This window comes from Mesorhizobium sp. B4-1-4 (genome assembly GCF_006439395.2).
Lineage (GTDB): Bacteria > Pseudomonadota > Alphaproteobacteria > Rhizobiales > Rhizobiaceae > Mesorhizobium.
Map to the genome: position 1 here is coordinate 1,012,620 of NZ_CP083950.1, position 17,691 is coordinate 1,030,310.

15 protein-coding genes are annotated in these 17,691 nt (G+C 63.1%); 11 read left to right on the forward strand and 4 right to left on the reverse strand.

Going from position 1 to position 17,691, the window contains the following annotated elements; all coding sequences use genetic code 11:
* The first annotated feature begins 608 nt into the window (after window positions 1-608).
* From FJW03_RS04645 to FJW03_RS04685, 9 genes are all read left to right on the forward strand, one after another.
* Window positions 609-1,766 (forward strand): porin, encoded by a 1,158-nt coding sequence (locus tag FJW03_RS04645; protein ID WP_140698145.1) that lies wholly within the window; start codon window positions 609-611, stop codon window positions 1,764-1,766.
* 132 nt (window positions 1,767-1,898) lie between these two features.
* A complete protein-coding gene (gene recO, locus FJW03_RS04650) occupies window positions 1,899-2,660 on the forward strand; it encodes a DNA repair protein RecO (RefSeq protein WP_140766942.1) in 762 nt (253 codons plus the stop codon).
* Window positions 2,657-3,175: a PaaI family thioesterase gene (locus tag FJW03_RS04655; RefSeq protein WP_140766943.1), complete on the forward strand. Its 519-nt coding sequence runs from the start codon at window positions 2,657-2,659 to the stop codon at window positions 3,173-3,175. Before recO ends, FJW03_RS04655 begins: the two co-directional genes overlap by 4 nt.
* A gap of 84 nt (window positions 3,176-3,259) precedes the next feature.
* Complete coding sequence (locus FJW03_RS04660) at window positions 3,260-6,022, forward strand: DUF2339 domain-containing protein (protein ID WP_140766944.1); 2,763 nt, start codon at window positions 3,260-3,262, stop codon at window positions 6,020-6,022.
* Between the two features lie 160 nt (window positions 6,023-6,182).
* Window positions 6,183-6,701, forward strand: a complete 519-nt coding sequence (locus FJW03_RS04665) for an RNA polymerase sigma factor (protein WP_140698133.1) — start codon at window positions 6,183-6,185, stop codon at window positions 6,699-6,701.
* A complete protein-coding gene (locus FJW03_RS04670) occupies window positions 6,698-7,489 on the forward strand; it encodes an anti-sigma factor family protein (RefSeq protein WP_140766945.1) in 792 nt (263 codons plus the stop codon). Before FJW03_RS04665 ends, FJW03_RS04670 begins: the two co-directional genes overlap by 4 nt.
* 208 nt (window positions 7,490-7,697) lie before the next feature.
* Window positions 7,698-8,804: a peptidase C39 family protein gene (locus FJW03_RS04675; protein ID WP_140612813.1), complete on the forward strand. Its 1,107-nt coding sequence runs from the start codon at window positions 7,698-7,700 to the stop codon at window positions 8,802-8,804.
* The gene (locus FJW03_RS04680) at window positions 8,801-10,264 is read left to right on the forward strand and encodes a RimK family protein (RefSeq protein ID WP_140612814.1); all 1,464 of its coding nucleotides are present in this window, start codon (window positions 8,801-8,803) and stop codon (window positions 10,262-10,264) included. The genes FJW03_RS04675 and FJW03_RS04680 overlap by 4 nt, the downstream gene beginning before the upstream one ends.
* Window positions 10,265-10,282: 18 nt before the next feature.
* Window positions 10,283-10,555 carry a DUF3303 domain-containing protein gene (locus tag FJW03_RS04685; RefSeq protein ID WP_140766946.1) on the forward strand — a complete coding sequence of 91 codons (273 nt, stop codon included), beginning with the start codon at window positions 10,283-10,285 and terminating at the stop codon, window positions 10,553-10,555.
* Window positions 10,556-10,573: 18 nt separating this feature from the next.
* Here the strand turns inward: FJW03_RS04685 and FJW03_RS04690 are convergent, their stop codons facing one another.
* On the reverse strand, window positions 10,574-11,491 hold the full coding sequence (locus FJW03_RS04690; RefSeq protein WP_140766947.1) for a LysR substrate-binding domain-containing protein: 918 nt from the start codon (window positions 11,489-11,491) through the stop codon (window positions 10,574-10,576).
* A gap of 113 nt (window positions 11,492-11,604) precedes the next feature.
* On the opposite strand from FJW03_RS04690, the gene FJW03_RS04695 reads away from it, so the two are divergent.
* Complete coding sequence (locus FJW03_RS04695) at window positions 11,605-12,495, forward strand: fatty acid desaturase family protein (protein ID WP_140766948.1); 891 nt, start codon at window positions 11,605-11,607, stop codon at window positions 12,493-12,495.
* A 16-nt stretch (window positions 12,496-12,511) separates the two neighbouring features.
* Here FJW03_RS04695 and FJW03_RS04700 read toward each other — a convergent pair whose 3' ends face one another.
* The 3 genes from FJW03_RS04700 to FJW03_RS04710 all read right to left on the reverse strand — a co-directional run bounded on the left by FJW03_RS04700 (window position 12,512) and on the right by FJW03_RS04710 (window position 16,214).
* On the reverse strand, window positions 12,512-14,653 hold the full coding sequence (locus FJW03_RS04700; RefSeq protein WP_140766949.1) for a putative bifunctional diguanylate cyclase/phosphodiesterase: 2,142 nt from the start codon (window positions 14,651-14,653) through the stop codon (window positions 12,512-12,514).
* Window positions 14,654-14,718: 65 nt separating this feature from the next.
* Window positions 14,719-15,354, reverse strand: coding sequence for a YfbR-like 5'-deoxynucleotidase (locus FJW03_RS04705; RefSeq protein ID WP_140612818.1), 636 nt, complete (start codon window positions 15,352-15,354; stop codon window positions 14,719-14,721).
* Window positions 15,354-16,214: a YgfZ/GcvT domain-containing protein gene (locus tag FJW03_RS04710; protein ID WP_140766950.1), complete on the reverse strand. Its 861-nt coding sequence runs from the start codon at window positions 16,212-16,214 to the stop codon at window positions 15,354-15,356. Before FJW03_RS04710 ends, FJW03_RS04705 begins: the two co-directional genes overlap by 1 nt.
* An 82-nt stretch (window positions 16,215-16,296) precedes the next feature.
* Between FJW03_RS04710 and FJW03_RS04715 the strand changes: the two genes are divergently transcribed.
* A complete protein-coding gene (locus tag FJW03_RS04715) occupies window positions 16,297-17,628 on the forward strand; it encodes a dihydroorotase (RefSeq protein WP_140766951.1) in 1,332 nt (443 codons plus the stop codon).
* Window positions 17,629-17,691: the final 63 nt, after the last annotated feature.

A 17,691-nucleotide genomic window follows, 5' to 3' on the forward strand; every position in this document is an offset into this window, starting at 1 on the left:
CCGATAGTTGTGCCGGGGGAAGGGGCATGCCTCGCATTGGTCCGTCCATCGTTGAATCGAAGGCGAAACGTCACGGCACGAGCATATCGCTAGCTTCCCCGATTCGCGGGGCACTTGGCCGCGTTCCTGATTGCCTTGGAGCGCGTCGACGCGGTCAGTGAGCTGGCGTCCGGGGCGGCGCGATTTCTTCCGTCGCAGCAGATGGAGTTGACTCCCGTTCTCACCAATCAAGAGTGGGAAGCAAATACTTCCTAATGTACTTAGGTGGCGTATAATCACCAATTGAAACATATAAGGTAAACGTCAATAAAATAAAGTTAGACGCGAAAGAAACCGGGATTATTACACAAATGTGACGGTGTGCCATTTGTGCTGCATTGAAAATGAAGGCGCATGAATTAGTGTTATTTGTGCAACACGGATTTAATCTGTGGCAGGAATCCGGCCTATTTATGGAATTGTCATTGAAGGCTGAAGATCGATGGGTATGTTCGCGATCGAAAAGGGGTCGCGGTGCGGGCCGTTTTCGCTGTGGGGGTGAGGCGAAATTGATCCGTCTTCCACAAATCCGAAGCTAATTTTTTTAACTTGACTGGAGAGGTCAGAAAATGAACATCAAGAGCCTCCTTCTCGGCTCAGCCGCGGCACTGATCGCGGTCTCCGGCGCACGTGCCGCGGACGCCGTCGTCGTCGCCGAACCGGAACCGGCCGAATACGTCAAGATCTGCGACGTCTACGGCGCCGGCTACTTCTACATCCCGGGCACCGAGACCTGCCTGCGCATCGGCGGCTATGTCCGCTATGACATCGGCGTCGGCGATGCCGGCACGTTCGATGGTGTCAACCACGTCCCGGATCATCAGGACGCCGGCACCACTCATTCGACCTATTACAAGAACACCCGCTTCACGCTGAAGACCTGGACCGGTCAGGAGACCGAGCTCGGCACCTTGAAGACCTACACCGAGACCCGCTTCAACTATGGCAACAGCAGCGGCGACTATGTCAACGGAAGCACCGACTGGCAGGGCCGTAACAAGTCGTTGTCGCTGCGTTTCGCCTACATCCAGCTCGGCGGTCTGCGCGTCGGTAAGGACGATACGGCTTTCGATACCTTCATCGGCTATGCGGGCAACGTCATCCAGGACACGATCGTTCCCTATGGCGGCCAGGAGAGCAACGTCGTTCAATACTACTTCGACGCAGGCAACGGCATCTCGGCGATGGTCTCGCTCGAAGAAGGCGCCGGCACCGTCGGGACCATCGACAGCTATGTTCCGCATGTCGTCGGCGGCTTGAAGTACAAGGCCGACTGGGGTGCGATCACCGGCGTTGTCGCCTATGACAGCAACTACGAGGAAGTGGCCGGCAAGGTCCGTTTGGACGTCAACGTCACCAAGGAACTGTCGCTGTTCGTCATGGGCGGCTATGGCACCGACGACAACCTCACGGACGACGCCAACAACGTCATCGACGCACATGGCCGTGGCTTCTACAAGCAGTGGGGCGGCAACTGGGCAGTCTGGGGCGGCGGCACCTACAAGTTCAACGCCAAGACGTCGTTCAACGCCCAGGTCTCCTATGACGACTGGAAGAACCTCGGCGTCGCCGCCAACATTGCCTATACCGTTGTGCCCGGCTTTACGGTCACGGCTGAAGTCGACTACCAGAACGTCGGCGATGACACCCCGGCCAATTCCGTATGGGCCGGCGCGACCAAGAAGAGCAATCTCGGCGGTATCCTCCGCTTCCAGCGCTCGTTCTAAAGCATCGAATACCCTACCAGGCCGCCCGCAGCATACTGCTGCGGGCGGTTTTTTTCTGCAGGTCGAGCGCTGATTCGCCAGTCACCTGAGCCGCATCTTGATTTCGCCATTCAACCGGTGGAAGGCTCATGCATGGAGTGGCGCGACGAGGGAATCATTCTTGGCACCCGCAAGCATGGCGAAACCAGCGCCATTCTCGAGGTGATGACCCGCGCGCATGGCCGCCATCTCGGTCTCGTTCGCGGCGGCCGCTCGCGCAAGCAGCAGCCCGTTCTCCAGCCCGGCAACCGCGTAGATCTCTTATGGCGGGCGCGCCTTGACGAGCATCTCGGCACGTTCCAGGCCGAGGCGATCGAGATGAACGCCGCCCGGCTGATGGACAGCGCCGTCGCTGTCTACGGGCTGCAGACCATGGCCGCGCATCTTCGTCTGCTGCCGGAGCGCGATGCCCATGGCGGCATCTACGAGGCGCTTGCCGTGATGATCACTCATCTCGAAGACGCCGACGCCGCCGGCGAACTGGTGGCGCGCTTCGAACTTCTGATCCTCGATGAACTCGGCTTCGGCCTTGATCTCAGCCAATGCGCCGCCACCGGCACGCGGCAGGATCTTGCCTATGTCTCTCCGAACTCCGGCCGCGCGGTATCGCGTGAAGCCGGCGCGCCGTGGCACGACAAGATGCTGGCGCTGCCGGCTTTCCTGCAGCGCGGCTCCGGCCTGCGTGGGGATCCGGTGGCGATCGAGGACGCCTTCCGGCTGACCGGCTTCTTCTTCACCCGCCACGTCTATGAGCCGCGCGGTATCAACGAGCCCGACGCCCGCACCGGTTTTCTTGCCGCACTTCGCAAGCACCACGCGCGTGGCAAGGCCATCGCCGGAGAGAACGCGGCATGAGCGAAGTCGAACTCTATCCGGGCCGGGTCTCGCCGCTCGGCCTCGGCACAATCCCGCACGCCGACATAACGAAATATACCGGCCTCGAACTGCTGCAGCGCATTATCGACGGCAAATATCCGGCACCGCCGATCTCCTACCAACTCAGCTTCGCGTTAACTGAAGTAGAGAAAGGCCGCGCCGTGTTCCGCGGCGTGCCGAATGAGCGCCACCTCAACCCGTTGGGTGGCGTACACGGCGGCTGGGCGGCAACGCTGCTTGATTCGGCGCTGGCCTGCGCCGTGCAGACGCTGCTCGAAAAGGGCGAGGCTTACACGACTGCGGAATTCAAGGTGAACCTCACGCGGCCGATCACGCCCAGGACCGGCGAGGTGGTCTGCGAGGGCAAAGTGGTCCACAAGGGCCGCACGCTTGCCGTTTCGGAAGCGACGCTGAAGGATGCCAGCGGCAAGCTTCTGGCTTTCGGCACCGAGACATGTTCGATATTTCCGGCCGCCAATCTGGCGGCGCGTTGAGTTTTCCAGCCGCCTGGCCGCCGCAATTTGAATGTCAGTGAAATGAAACGTCAGTGAAAACTGGCCTGGTTTGGGGGAACCGCCATGTTTGAGAACCTGATCGGCCTTGTCGCCATCATCGCCCTGTTTGTCATCATGTCGCGCCAGCAGAACCGCATCGGTCTGATCGAGCGCGAACTTGGCGCCCTGCGTAGCCTTGTGCTCTCAGGCGCTGCGCCGCCCGTGGCCAAGCCGACCGAACAGGCGGCGGCCGATGGCAAGTTGGACGAGGCGCCGGTGGCAGTGGCGGCCGCCGATACCGCCTCGCCGGCGGCGGGCGAGCCGATCACCGCGCAGGGGCCGGCCACGGAAGTGGAAGCTCTGGCCGGCGAGGTCCTGGCTGGCCCGTGGAGCGCAGGCGAGGCGGCACAGAAGGCAACGGAACCTGCCGCGCCAGCAGCCGCTGCGAAAGCCGCTCGCCGGTCCGACGTCGAAACGGCGCTCGGCACCCGCTGGGCCGTCTGGGTCGGTGGCATCGCGCTGGCGCTGGGCGGGCTGTTCCTGATTCGCTACACCATCGAGGCCGGCATTTTCGGTCCCGGCGTGCGGCTCACCATGGCGGCGGTGCTTGGGCTGGTGCTGGTGGCCGCTGGCGAGTTCATTCGCCGCACCGGCTTCAGGGTGCCGGTGCAAGGTGCGGCTGGCGCCTACATTCCGGCGATCCTGACGGCGGCCGGCGCCTTCATCCTGTTCGGGGCTGTCTATGCCGCTCACGGCATCTACGGCTTCATCGGGCCGGCACTTGCCTTCACGTTGCTCGGTGCCATCGGCATCGCCACCATCGCCGCCGCTCTCGTTCACGGCCAAGCGCTGGCCGGCATCGGCCTCGTCGGCGCCATTGTAACCCCAATGCTGGTTGCCTCGCAGGCGCCCAATCCCTGGGCGCTGTTCGGCTATCTCGCCATCGTGCTGGCCGCCACAGGCGTTATCGCTCGCATGCGCGACTGGAAATTGCTGATGGCGGCCGCTTTTGCCGGCACGGGCATCTGGACCGTCCTTTACATGATGGATGCGCCAGGCGCGAACCTCTCCGCCATCCTGTTCATCGACGCCGTCACGCTCGCCATACTCGCCTTTGCCTGGCTCGGCCGCCGTGGCGGCGAAACCGAACCGGCCAACGCATTCGACTGGCCATCCATCGTGCCTGGCTTGTTCATCGCATTCTCTGCGCTGGGCCTGTCGGTCGACCCGGTCTTTGCCGCCGCCGGCTATGCCTTGCCGGGCGCGGGGTTGCTTGCCGCGATGGTGGCCGTCGCGCTCTACCGTCCGCTGGCCCTGCCGCTGCTCTACGCCGCGGGGCTGGCGACGGTGCTGATATATCTCGGCATCATCCCGCCGACCTCGATCACTTCCGACTTTTCGAATGGCGTCTTGGGCGTTGATGGCTCGCCTTTGGCCATCGCCAATACGCTGACATTGCGCATTGGCCCGGCACTGGGCCTCGTCTTCATTGGCGCCGGGCTCTGGGCGGCGCGAAGATTTGCCGCCGCAACACAGATACGCGCCGCCTCATGGGCGGCATGGGGCGTTGTCGTGCCGCTGGTCATCCTGCTGGCGCTGTGGCTCACCTTTGGCGATCTCGACCGAGACTTCGCCTATGCCGCCGTCGCAGCTCTTCTGGTTGTGGTTTTCGCCGCTGGCGGCGAGTGGGTCGCGCGGGCCGAGGAGCCACCGCTCAAGGGTGGCATGGCGGTATCGTTTGACTTCGGTGGCGCGGCGGTCGCCGGCCTGCTGATGCTGCACACGGCTTGCGATTCCGGCTGGACCACTGTCCTGCTGGGTGCGGCGACAATTGTGCCTGCACTGGCGACCCGCTGGCGCTCTTATCCCGTGCTCGGCTGGATTGCGGTCGGCGCGGTGATTGCTGTGCTTGGCCGCGTCGCCTTCGATCCGACCATCGGCGGCGCGGAATTCCTTTCCAGGACGCCGGTGTTCAACTGGCTGCTGCTTGGCTACGGCATACCCGCGCTCGCTTTCGGCTTCACCGCCTGGCAGCTCGCCCGCACCACCAATGGCCGCCCCCGCCTCGCCATGGAAGCGGCAGCGGCGCTGTTTGCGCTGCTCACCATTGCCATGTTGGTGCGTCATGCGATGCATGGCGGCATCATCAACAGCGATGCGCCAACGCTTGCCGAGCAGGCGATCTACACGCTGATCGCCATCGGCGCCGGCGCCATCCTGGTCGCCATAGACCGGCGCTCGCCAAGCTCGGTGCTGCGTTACGGCTCGATGGCCGCCGGCGTGGTTTCAGCCGCTTTCGTCATCGTCCAGCACTTCCTGGTGCTCGATCCGCTGTTTACGGACGAATCCACCGGCCGGATTCCGGTCTTCAACCTGGTGTTCCTGGCCTATCTCTTGCCGGCCGTCGCCGCCGGTGGGTTGGCGCTCTATGCCCGAGGCAAGCGGCCGAAATGGTATTCGGCGATGCTGGCGCTGGTCGCGGCTCTTCTTGCCTTCGCCTATGCCACGCTGTCGGTAAGACGCCTGTTCAAGGGCGAGTTCATCGGCCTGTGGAGCGGACTCGGTCAGCTGGAGACCTACACCTATTCGGCGTTGTGGCTGGTCATCGGCGTAGCGTTGCTCACCGGCGGCGTCTGGCTGAGGTCGCAGGTGCTGCGCGTTGCCTCCGCCGTGCTGATCGCGGTCGCCGTGCTGAAGGTCTTCCTGTTCGACATGTCGGAACTGGAAGGCGTGCTCAGGGCGCTGTCCTTCATCGGCCTGGGCGCCGTGCTGATCGGCATCGGCCTGTTCTACCAGCGGCTTCTGACGCGGGCGGCGAGGGAGACGGTATCTGCAGGCGAGCAATGATGGGGGAAATTCAATCCAGCCGGAATAAACCGGCACCCGCCAGCGTTATCTCATTGCTTGGGTGACCGGGGCGGCGGACCGCTTCGCGCTGGCCGCTTGCGCCACGCCGGGAAGGCGCGTTCAATCGAGATCAATAAGGGCGAGCTCAGAACCAGCGGTCATGGACGAAAAGAAGGCAGCAATCCTTGGCGAAATACCGCGCCTGCGCCGCTATGCACGCTCGCTTTTGCGCGACCGCGATGCCGCCGACGATCTCGTTCAGGACTGCCTCGAGCGGGCATTGGTGCGGCTCGACAACTGGCAGACAGGAGAAAGCCCCAGGAGGTGGCTGTTTACGATCATGCATCATTTGTTCATCGACCAGATGCGCAAGGTGAACCGCCGCGGCGAAGCGGCGATGCTGCCGCTGGAGGCGGGCGAGACGGTAGCCCAACCGGCCGAGCAATTGGACGGCATCGCCTCACGCGAGATCATCGACGCATTGCAGGCGATCAGCCCCGATCGCCGCGCGGCCCTTGTCATGGTTGCAATTGAAGGCTTCTCCTACGCCGAAGCCGCCAACATTCTGGGCGTGCCCGCCGGTACGCTGATGTCACGTATTGCGCGCGGGCGCGAGGAACTGCGTGGGTTGCTGGACGACACGGCGCGCCGCCGCGCGATAAGGATCGTCGAGAAATGATCCGCCGCGATTTTTCCGAACGTGACATCCACATGGCGCTCGACGGCGAACTGCCAGCCGATGAGCGTGTCACCTATGAAGCCTGGCTCGAGGCCAATCCCGAGATGAAGGCCAGGAGCGCCCGCTTCACCGCCGACCGGGAGGCATTGCGCGCCGCCCTTGCCGGCGTGCTGGATGAAGCCGTGCCAGTGCGATTGCGCAAGGTCGTGCTCGGCGAAACGCCGGTCAAGGCAGAGGTGCCACGTTCACGCTGGTGGCTTGGCGCGGCCGCGGCCGTGCTTCTGGCTGCGGGTGGATTTGGCGGCTACGTCGCCGGCATTGGCGGCATCGGGCAGGAGGATCAGGCGGAAGACCGGCTCGCCGAACAGGCGATTGCCGCCCACGTCATCTACGCGGCCGAGAAGCGGCACGCGGTGGAAGTGCCGGCCAGCGACAAGGATCATTTGCAGACCTGGCTGTCAAACCGGGTCGGCCTGAAGCTGGTGGCACCGGACCTGACCGCGAACGGTTTTCAACTGATCGGCGGCCGGCTGCTGCCGGCCGGCGAAAGCAAGGCCGCGATGCTGCTCTACGAGGACGACAAGGGAGAGCGCATATCCCTCTTCGTGACGGCGGAATCGGCGGAAAATGCCACGGGCACCTATGCTTCGGCGCAGGCGGGTCCGCAGGCCATCTACTGGCTGGACAAGGGCTATGGCTGCGCCGTCGTTGGCTCGCTGCCGCGTGACCAATTGGCAGTGGTGGCAAAGAGCGCTTATGGCCAGCTTCTGGCAGGTCTCACAAGCTGAGTTGGCGGCTATTTTCGCAGCCGGCGGAGCCTCGAGACAGCGATCCTGTTCAAAGCCAGGCCGCTTCCATGCCGTCGAGGAAACTGTCACAATTCGGCCCTAATCAGGGAGCGATAGCGCTTCATGAATACCGGCGCTTCGGCCGGTGTTTGCGACGCCTTTGACCGGGGCCGGTTCCGCAACCCAATCGAGGGTTTCTCAAAGTCGCATGCCTGCCGATATCCGCACGGCCCGCGCGTCTGACGTCGATGATCTCGCCGCCATCGAGAAAGCCGTTTTCTCGAGCGATCGCATTTCGCGACGCTCTTTTCGTCTGTTCATCGAGCGTGAGACCGCCGAGACTCTGGTCGCCGAAGTCGACGGCCGCGTCGCCGGCTATGCGATCGTGCTGTTTCGCAAGGGCAGTGGCGTGGCGCGGCTCTATTCCATAGCTGTCGGCCCGTTTTTCGGCGCGCTCGGCATCGGGCGCCAGCTGTTGTCGTCGGCGGAGGAGGCGGCCTTCGAGCACGATCGTATGATGCTGCGTCTCGAAGTGCGCGAGGATAACGGCCGTGCCATCCGCATCTACGAGCTTGCCGGCTACCGCAAGATTGGCCGGGAACCTGGCTACTACGAGGACGGCGCCACCGCGCTTCGCTATGAAAAGACCTTGCGCGGCGACCTTGCGGTCGCCACCCGGGTGCCATTCTACCAACAGACCTGCGAATTCACCTGCGGCCCCTGTTGCCTGATGATGGCCATGGCCAATTTCGACCGCGGTTTCGTGCCCGATCCGGTGATGGAAATCCGCCTCTGGCGCGAGGCGACGACTGTCTTCATGATGTCTGGGCCGGGCGGCTGCGAACCGTTCGGCCTGGCTGTCTCGGGGTACGAAAGCGGGCTCGCCGCGGAAATCTTCGTTTCCTTCTACGGCGCGCTGTTCCTGCAGTCGGTGCGCAGCGAGGAAAAGCGCCGGGTAATGGAACTGGCGCAGGTCGACTTTCGCCGCCGCGCGGAACTTTACGGCATCCCGGTGAATTACCGCTCGTTCACCATCGATGACATCAGAACCGCGATCGCCGCGGGAAAGCTGGTGCTGGTGCTGATCAGCGGCTTCCTGATGTTCGGCAAGAAGGTGCCGCACTGGGTGCTGGCCATCGGCGATGACGGCGATCATATTCTCATCCACGATCCCTGGGTCGAGGACGAAAGGCAGGAAACCATCCTTGATGCCGCCAACATTCCCGTGCCCTACGGCATCTTCATGAACATGGCGCAGTTCGGCCGCGACGGACTGCGCGCCGCCATCACTCTGGGGAAGCGCGACACACAATGACCTGGGTCATCCTTACCGGCAGGCAGAGCGACCTCGACCAGGTGGCGACACCGCACAAGATCATCACCAACCGCGACTATCTTGCACATCCGGCGCTGTTCCGGGGCCAGCGGCCGAAGGTCATCAACCTGTCGAACAACTACGGCTACCAGAGCCGCGGCTATTATGCCTCGCTGCTGGCGAGCTCGCGGGGTCACAAGGTCATCCCGACCGTCGAGACGATGATCGACCTGTCGGAGCGCAAGCTCTATGAGCATGCGCTGCCGGAACTGGAGCTGGCGCTCAACAAATGCCGCAAGGATCTCGGCGGTGCCTTTCCGGCGAAGGTGTGCATCTTCTTCGGCATCGGACCCTCCAAGGTGTGGGACCGTTTCGCCAAGCTGTTGTTCGACTGGTTCAGGGCGCCGGCGCTCGAAGTCCATATCAAGGACAGCGCCGAATGGGCCTCGATCCGCAAGATCGGCTTCCATCCGCTGGCGCGGATGACCGAGGAGGAAGAGGCGCACTTCATCCAGTGCCTGGAGACCTACACCAACCGCGAGTGGCGCGACACCAAGGGCCGCACACCGGCGCGCTACACCTTCGCCACGCTGGTCGATCCGCATGAGGAATTGCCCCCGTCGGAAATCTCGTCTCTGCGCTACTGGGCCAAGATAGCCGAGAAGATGGGGGTCGAAATCGAGCCCATCACCAGGAAGGATCTCGCCAAGCTCGCGAATTATGACGCGCTGTTCATCCGCGAGACCACCTCGATCTCCAACCATACCTATCGTTTCGCCCGACGCGCCCAGCAGGAAGGCATGCCGGTCATCGATGATCCGCTGTCGATGATCCGCTGCACCAACAAGGTCTACCTCAACGAGTTGATGTCCTACAACAAGGTGCCGGTGCCGCCGACGGTGATGATCGCCGGCGCTTCGGATCTCGAGCTTGCGGCGCAGACGTTGGGGTTCCCGCTGGTGCTGAAGATCCCGGATTCGTCCTTCTCGCGTGGCGTCAAGAAATGCGCCAGCTTCGAGGAGCTGAAGACGCTTGCAACCGAATGGCTGGAGGATTCCGACCTCCTCATCGCGCAGAAATTCATCCCGACCGAATATGACTGGCGCGTTGGCGTGCTCGGCGGTCAGCCATTGTTTGCCGTGCACTATCTGATGGCCAAGAAGCACTGGCAGATCGTCAACCACAAGGCCAATGGCAAGCCGGACCAGGGCGGCATCAAGACCTTCACGCTGAAGGAGACGCCGGCCCATGTCGTCGAGACGGCGGTGAAGGCAGCGCGCTGCATCGGCGACGGCCTCTACGGCGTCGACCTCAAGGAGACCAAGGACGGCGTCTTCGTCATCGAGGTCAACGACAATCCCAACCTCGACCATGGCTGGGAGGATTCGGGCGAGAAGGACGAGGTCTGGGTCCGGCTGACGCAATGGTTCCTGGAGCGGCTCGATCGGCCGGGACGATAGTTCACCGGGGGGGGGAACATGCAGTTCATCGTGATCGAGGATTTCACCGGTCGCGACCGCAGGGACATCTACCGTCGCTTCCGCGACCGGGGCCGTCTGAAGCCGGAGGAGCTTGTCGTGCACCACAGCTGGATCGCCGCGGATATGAGCCGCTGCTTCCTGCTGGTGGAGCCCGACGACGTCACGCTGCTGCAGCGCTGGGTCATCGAATGGGCGGACCTCGTCGAGTTCGAGATCGTCCCGGTGGCCACCAGCAAGGACATGGTGGCGGCGCTGAGCGGGCACCTTTGACCATCGCTGTATGTCGGGTCAACAGAGCGTCGGCGAGCCCACTGCACGCCGGCATTCATTGATCAGCCAATCGCGAAACGCCACCACGACATCGCGCCTTGCGCTCCGCTCCGGGATCGTCAGGCAATAGGATTGGCGCAATGCAATCGCCCTTTCGGCGGGCCGCATCAACCTGCCGTCCTCCACCGCCTCGGCGCAGTAGACCCCTTGCGCCAGTGCCACGCCCAGCCCCGAAATGGCGAGGTCGAGAGCTGCGCGCGACGAGTTGGCCGACAAGCCGCGCTGCGCCGCCCGGCCTGGTTCGACACCAGCCGCCTCGAACCAGTTGCGCCAGGACGGAAATGACGCGCCCGTCGGTCCCCAGTCGGTGTGGATCAGCGGCAGCCCGGCGAGCGCATCGCCATCCGCCTTGATCATGCCGGGAAGCTGTGGCGCGCAGACGGGATAGACGGCGTCCCGGACGATCTCCTCGGTCGGGTGCTCGCGGTAATGCGGACCGTAGGAGAGCCGGATGTCGATCAGCTCACGGTCGAACGGCACCGGGTCGTCATCGCCGCGAAGCGATATATCGGCGGCGCCATGGCTTGCGACGAAGCCCGCGAGACGCTGCGAAAGCCAGCCCATCGCCATGGACGGCGGCACCGAGACCACCAAGCGCGGGCGGAAGGCATCGCCGCTCAGTTCGCGCGAGACACTGCCGATTTCCTGGAAGGCCATGGTCAGCCGTGGCAGCATTTCGACGCCTGCCTCGCTGAGGACAACTCTACGGTTGACCCGATGAAACAGCTTGCGGCCCATCTGCTCCTCGACGGTGCGGATAAGCTGGCTGATGGCGGCGGCCGAGACGGAAAGCTCTTCCGCCGCCGCGGCGAAGCTGCCGGTACGCGCCGCGGCCTCGAAAGCCTGAAGTCCTTTTAGGGATGGAAGTGCGACCATGACCGGCAGATAGATAAGTTAAGCTTATCAAAATTGCAGAAATCGTTGTTTTTGGAAAGGTTTTTTAGCAATTAGAGTGGGCCTCATCAAATCTCCAGCCTAGATCGAGGCCAATGGACCACCGTGACATAATTGGATCCTTGACCCCGGAAGAGCGCAATCGCCTGACGGCCAAGTCGGACGTCGCGGGTCTCGTCCAGCTCGGCGCTCACTGGGGCGCGATTGTGGTCATTGGGTTGCTGATTGCGGCCAAGGTACCATTCTGGCCGCTGCTGATGCTGCCGCAAGGCATCCTCATCGTGTTCCTGTTTACGCTGCTACACGAGACGGTTCATCGCACGGCCTTCGAGACGCAGTGGCTGAACGATGCCGTGGCCCGGCTGTGCAGCCTGGCGCTCGCGCTGCCGGCCGATTGGTTCCGCTACTTCCATTTCGCCCATCACCGCTTCACCCAGGATCCGGAAAATGATCCGGAACTGGCCTTTCCCAAACCGGAAACGCTGCGGCAGTACCTCGTGCATGTTTCCGGCATCCCGGTGTGGCGGGGCCATCTCAAGACCCTCCATGCCAATGCGATGGGTAAATGCCGGGATAGGTACGTGCCGCCGAAAGGCCGGCCCAAGGTGCGAGCCGAGGCGCGCGCCATGATTGCCTTCTACGCCGTGGTCATTCTGCTCGCCGTGTATTTCCGGCTCACCGCGCTTCTCCATGTCTGGATCATCCCCGCTTTGCTCGGTCAGCCATTCCTTCGGCTCTATCTCTTGGCCGAGCACGGCCGCTGTCCGTTCGTTGCCAACATGCTGGAAAACACCAGGACGACGCTGACCAACTGGGCAGTGCGCAAGCTGGCCTGGAACATGCCCTTTCACGCCGAGCATCATGCCTATCCCGGTGTGCCGTTTCATCAACTGCCGCGGTTCCATGCTCTGATCGAGCGGCACCTCAAGGTCGTCGAGCCCGGCTATGTCAGCTTCCACGAGAAATACCTGGAAACACTGAGTTGACCTTGCACGGATGCGATCAGCCGGTTTGGCTGTGTAGCGCACGCGATTTCAGCAGACGACGGATGGCCGCCGCCTTTGCCGGCACGCCGATCAGATATCCCTGCGCTTCGACGCAGCCATTCTCGCGCAGCATGTCGAGTTGCACCTCGGTCTCGACGCCCTCTGCCGTGACAACAATGCCAAGCTCGGTGCCGAGCGCGATGATGGTGCGAACGATCGCCGCCGTATCGCGATTGCCCATGTCGCGAATGAAAGAGCGGTCGATCTTGATCTTGTCGACCGGGAAACGCCTGAGGTAGCCGAGCGAGGAATAGCCGGTGCCGAAATCATCGAGCGCGATGCGGATGCCGAGTTCGCGCAACTGCCGTAGCGTCTTCAGCACGGCTTTGCTCTCATCCATCAGCACGGTTTCGGTGATTTCCAGTTCCAACTGGCTGGCCGGCACCTCGGAAAAGGCCAGGGCCGAGATGACGCCGCGGGCAAACCTGCCGCTTTTGAGCTGCACGGCCGAGACATTGACGGCAATGCGCAAGCCGGGAGGCCAGCTTGCCGCAGCCGCACAGGCCGTCCTCAAGGCCCACTCGCCAAGCGGCACGATCAGTCCGGTTTCTTCGGCGACCGGGATGAATTGATCCGGAGCGACAGTGCCGCGCGCCGGCGAATGCCAGCGCATCAACGCCTCCGCGCCGATGATGTCGCCGGAGGCGATGTTCATGATAGGCTGAAAGTCGAGATCGAATTCCTGGCGTGGCAGCGCGGTCTCGAGGTCGACTTCAAGCGCCCGGCGGGCTTGCACCATGGCGTCCATTCCGGGTTCGAAGAAGCGATAAAGGTTGCGCCCCTCGCTCTTCGCCCGATAGAGCGCCGTATCGGCGTTTTTCAGCAGCGTATCGGCGTCCCTGCCGTCGTCGGGGAAAACGGCGATGCCCAGGCTGATCCCGACATGCATGTCACGGCTCTTGTCGCGAAACGGTTTTGCGATTGCCTCGACGATGCGCTTCGCCAGCTTTTCAGCATCGCCGATGCTCTTGAAGTGGAACTGCATGATGACGAACTCGTCGCCGCCGAAGCGGGCGACGATGTCTGTTTCATTGCGCAGGCAACCCTGCAGCCTCTCGGCGACGCTTTTCAGCAGCCAGTCGCCGGCGGGATGTCCCCATGTATCGTTGACCGCCTTGAAGCGGTCGAGATCGAGCGAGAAGATCGCCAGCGGCGTGGCCGTCACGTCCTCGAGCGCCAGGTCGAGCCGTTCGCGAAACATCGAGCGGTTGGGCAGTCCGGTCAGCGTGTCGTGATGCGCAAGATGGGTCATGCGCTCTTCGGTACGGCGGCGTTCGGTAACGTCGTCGAAGGTCGCCACCCACCCGCCGCCGCTCATCGGCTGGCGTGTGACCAGAATCGTCCTGCCGTCGGTAAGATGCCGATAGGCCGAATGCTTTTTCCCCGCCCGCCGGCAGGCTTCGGTCTTGGCGACCTCGCTGTCGACGTCGATCTTCCTGTAGATGCCGAGTTCCAGCAAGCGTTCCAGCGCGTCGCGATGCGTCGTTCCAAGTGGGAAATCCGCCGCGGTGACGTTGTAGAGTTCCAGGAAACGCCCGTTACGCACGATCAGCTTGCCGGCGGCGTCGTACATCATCAGGCCCTGCGACATGTTGGCGAGTGCGGCGTCGAAACGGCGATGCTGCTCCTTGAGATCCTGCTCTGCGCGCCGCTGTTCGGTGATGTCCTCGTAGATCGAGACCCAGCCGCCCGGGGCCAGCGGGCGGTGCGAGATGCTGATGATGCGGCCATCCGACAGCGTCTCTTCGTAGGTCGAGGGTTTTGCCTGGTCGATATAGGGCTTGCGGATGGCGTAGAGTTCATCGGCACTTTGCGAGGCGACGCCGATGTCGACGCTGTGCTGCAGGATGTCGATGAAACGGATTCCTGGCCGCATCACCTTGGCGTCGAGACGGAAGATGTTGATGTAGTTGCCGTTGCAGATGATCATGCGCTCATCGGCATCGAACATGCACAGGCCATGCGACATGTTCTCGACCGCGGCTGAAAAACGTTCGTTCTGTTCGCGCAGTTCGTCTTCCATGCGGCGCGAGCGCTCCACGCCTTCGGCTGCCCGCTCCGGGACGACCGAACCATCCTTGACATCCACGACGGGCATGTGGCGCGCCTGCGGTGCGTGACCGAACACCGCACTGTTATCCGTTCCGGTTAATTTAGCGTTTTCTACCCTACCGCTGACGTCGGAACCTGGTGCCGCGATCTATCGAGCGCCGAAAACCGCTTCAGGAAGGCATTCTGCGCCGAGGTCACCGAGCGTGGGGTGAAATCGAAGCGCTCGGCGGAAAAACCGCGCGGGCGACCGAAGAATTCGGCCGCCTCGGCGGATGAGAAACCAGCGAGCAGTGTCGCCTCGAAATAGGCGGCGATCTGGTCCGCGCGCTTGATCTCCTTGCGCAGCGCCGCCGCCGGTTCAGGAGGCAGCGAGAAGCGCAGATGGATGGCGCGCTGCAGACGCAATTCGCAGTCCTTGTAGCTGCCGCCCATCACCGATTTGAACGGTGAGATCATGTCACCGATGACATATTCAGGCGCATCGTGCAGCAGCGCCGCCAGCCGGTCGGCGGCCGAAGCCTGGGGTACCAGTTCGTTGAACAGGGCCTCGACCAACAGCGAATGCTGGGCGACCGAAAAGGCATGCTCCCCCCTGGTCTGGCCATTCCATCGGGCGACACGGGCGAGCCCGTGGGCAATATCCGAAATCTCTATGTCGAGCGGCGAGGGGTCTAGCAGGTCAAGCCGGCGGCCGGACAGCATGCGCTGCCAGGCGCGTGGCGGCGCGCCGGTGCGGTCTGCCGCCATCAGGCTTCCTCCGCGCTGACGGCTTCCTGCGGGAAGGTGAAGTTGGCCCAGCCGGGGATGGTCAGCGTCACTGGGACATCATCCGCCAGGATCGGCTGGCCAACATCCATCGCTGCCTTGACCCTGTCGATGCGGGCGATGGCAAGCCCCGTTGTGCCGGCACTCGAGCCGAGCGTGCCGACGGGCCGTCCTTCGACGGTCAGTTCGGTGCCCGCAACTGGCAGCGGAAGCCTGCCCTCGACAATCAGCACACGCCGCCTGGCCGTGCCGCGATGTTGCATGCGCGAGACGACTTCCTGGCCTATATAGCAGCCCTTCTTGAAGCCGACGCCGCCCAGTTCGTCGAGCAGCACGTCATGCGGGAAGGCCTCGCCCAACACATAATCGGCGCCGCTTTCGGCAATGCCGTGGGCGGTGCGAAAGGCTTGCCATGCGGCGATGTCGCCGGTTTCCGCAGCGTCGGCATAGGAGCGCGTGACGGGTTCATCGCGAAAGCGCCTGTCGGCAACTGCTGTTGAATCATTTTGTGAAGCGATTGACTCCATTCCCCAGACAAGAGTGACAAGCGCCTGTTCCAGCTTGGCAATTTCGACCTTGGCGCGGAGCTTGTAGAGTATCAGCCGGCGAACGAAATCATCTGAAATGGCGGCACGGCATTCGAGCCGGAAGGCGTTTTCGCCGGCGCGCGAGATCAGGAAGTCGAACAGGATCTTGCCTTGCGGCGCCAGAAGCGCGCCGGGCTTAGCTTCGCCGTCGCCAAGCGTGTCGAGATCGGTGGTCAGGATATTTTGCAGAAAGTGTTCGGCATCCGGGCCGGAGACGGAGATGAGCGCGCGATCTTTCAGCTGGGCAAAGGGCATGGGGCGGATAAAAGCCTGATCTTGCAAAACGGTTGGCCATTACGTAAGCCGCTGGCACTCCCCCCGCAAGAGATCGATCAGCATGGCCAACACCTACGACCTCATCCTGACAGGCGGCATCGTGGTCAACCATGACGGCGAGGGGGCGCGCGACATTGGCGTGAAGAATGGGCGCATCGCCGCCATCGGCGATCTCCACCAGGCTTCGGCGGGCGAGACCATCGACTGCCGGGGCCTGCACATCCTGCCGGGCGTCATCGACAGCCAGGTGCATTTTCGTGAACCCGGACTGGAGCACAAGGAGGACCTGGAAACGGGCTCACGCGCGGCGGTGCTTGGCGGTGTCACTGCCGTGTTCGAAATGCCCAACACCAACCCGTTGACCACCAGCGATACAACGCTTGCCGACAAGGTCCGGCGCGGCAGTGGCCGCATGCATTGCGATTTTGCGTTTTGGGTCGGCGGCACCCGCGACAACGCCAGGGATGTCGGCGAGCTCGAGCGGTTGCCGGGCGCGGCCGGAATAAAGGTCTTCATGGGGTCGTCCACCGGCGATCTGCTGGTCGAGGACGACGAAGGTGTCGCCTCGATCCTGAGGAATACTCGCCGCCGGGCCGCTTTCCATTCCGAGGACGAGTTCCGGCTGCGCGAGCGTCTGGGCTTACGCATCGAGGGCGACCCGTCTTCGCATCCGGTCTGGCGTGACGAGATCGCGGCCTTGCGCTGCACGGAACGCCTGGTGCACATCGCGCGCAACGTTCGCGCCCGCATCCACGTCCTGCATATCTCGACCGCGGAGGAAATATTGTTCCTTGAGCAGCACAAGGACGTCGCGACCTGCGAGGCGACGCCGCACCATTTGACGCTGAGTGCCGACGACTATGCCCGGCTCGGCACGCTGATCCAGATGAACCCGCCGGTGCGTGCCGCGCGCCACCGCGACGGCGTCTGGCATGGCATCGCACAAGGCATTGTCGACGTGCTTGGCTCCGACCACGCCCCGCATAAGCTTGCCGAGAAGGCAAAACCCTATCCGGCCTCGCCCTCGGGGATGACCGGCGTGCAGACCCTGGTGCCGATCATGCTCGACCACGTCAATGCTGGGCGCCTGACCCTGCAGCGCTTCGTCGACCTCTCGAGCCATGGTCCGCAGCGAATCTTCGGCATGGCCAGAAAGGGGCGCATCGCTGCGGGCTACGATGCCGACTTCACCATCGTCGACATGAAGCGGCGCGAGACCATCACCAATGCGCAGGCCGGTTCGAAGGCTGGCTGGACGCCTTATGAGGGCAAGCAAGTCACCGGCTGGCCGGTCGGCACCATCATTCGTGGTCGACGCGTCATGTGGGAAGGCGAAATCGCTGCGCCCGGCCAGGGCAGGGCGGTGGAGTTTTCCGAGGCGCTGCCGGGTTAGGTCAATCATCGGCGCTGCGTCACGTCTTTGATTTTTAAGCGTTCTGCACTATATCAGGGACAT

Excerpts from the sequence above, each read along its gene's own strand:
- FJW03_RS04645 (WP_140698145.1), top strand. The coding sequence starts at position 609 with ATGAACATCAAGAGCCTCCTTCTCGGCTCAGCCGCGGCACTGATCGCG.
- recO (WP_140766942.1), top strand. The coding sequence starts at position 1,899 with ATGGAGTGGCGCGACGAGGGAATCATTCTTGGCACCCGCAAGCATGGC.
- FJW03_RS04655 (WP_140766943.1), top strand. The coding sequence starts at position 2,657 with ATGAGCGAAGTCGAACTCTATCCGGGCCGGGTCTCGCCGCTCGGCCTC.
- FJW03_RS04660 (WP_140766944.1), top strand. The coding sequence starts at position 3,260 with ATGTTTGAGAACCTGATCGGCCTTGTCGCCATCATCGCCCTGTTTGTC.
- FJW03_RS04665 (WP_140698133.1), top strand. The coding sequence starts at position 6,183 with ATGGACGAAAAGAAGGCAGCAATCCTTGGCGAAATACCGCGCCTGCGC.
- FJW03_RS04670 (WP_140766945.1), top strand. The coding sequence starts at position 6,698 with ATGATCCGCCGCGATTTTTCCGAACGTGACATCCACATGGCGCTCGAC.
- FJW03_RS04675 (WP_140612813.1), top strand. The coding sequence starts at position 7,698 with ATGCCTGCCGATATCCGCACGGCCCGCGCGTCTGACGTCGATGATCTC.
- FJW03_RS04680 (WP_140612814.1), top strand. The coding sequence starts at position 8,801 with ATGACCTGGGTCATCCTTACCGGCAGGCAGAGCGACCTCGACCAGGTG.
- FJW03_RS04685 (WP_140766946.1), top strand. The coding sequence starts at position 10,283 with ATGCAGTTCATCGTGATCGAGGATTTCACCGGTCGCGACCGCAGGGAC.
- FJW03_RS04690 (WP_140766947.1), bottom strand. The coding sequence starts at position 11,491 with ATGGTCGCACTTCCATCCCTAAAAGGACTTCAGGCTTTCGAGGCCGCG.
- FJW03_RS04695 (WP_140766948.1), top strand. The coding sequence starts at position 11,605 with ATGGACCACCGTGACATAATTGGATCCTTGACCCCGGAAGAGCGCAAT.
- FJW03_RS04700 (WP_140766949.1), bottom strand. The coding sequence starts at position 14,653 with ATGCCCGTCGTGGATGTCAAGGATGGTTCGGTCGTCCCGGAGCGGGCA.
- FJW03_RS04705 (WP_140612818.1), bottom strand. The coding sequence starts at position 15,354 with ATGGCGGCAGACCGCACCGGCGCGCCGCCACGCGCCTGGCAGCGCATG.
- FJW03_RS04710 (WP_140766950.1), bottom strand. The coding sequence starts at position 16,214 with ATGCCCTTTGCCCAGCTGAAAGATCGCGCGCTCATCTCCGTCTCCGGC.
- FJW03_RS04715 (WP_140766951.1), top strand. The coding sequence starts at position 16,297 with ATGGCCAACACCTACGACCTCATCCTGACAGGCGGCATCGTGGTCAAC.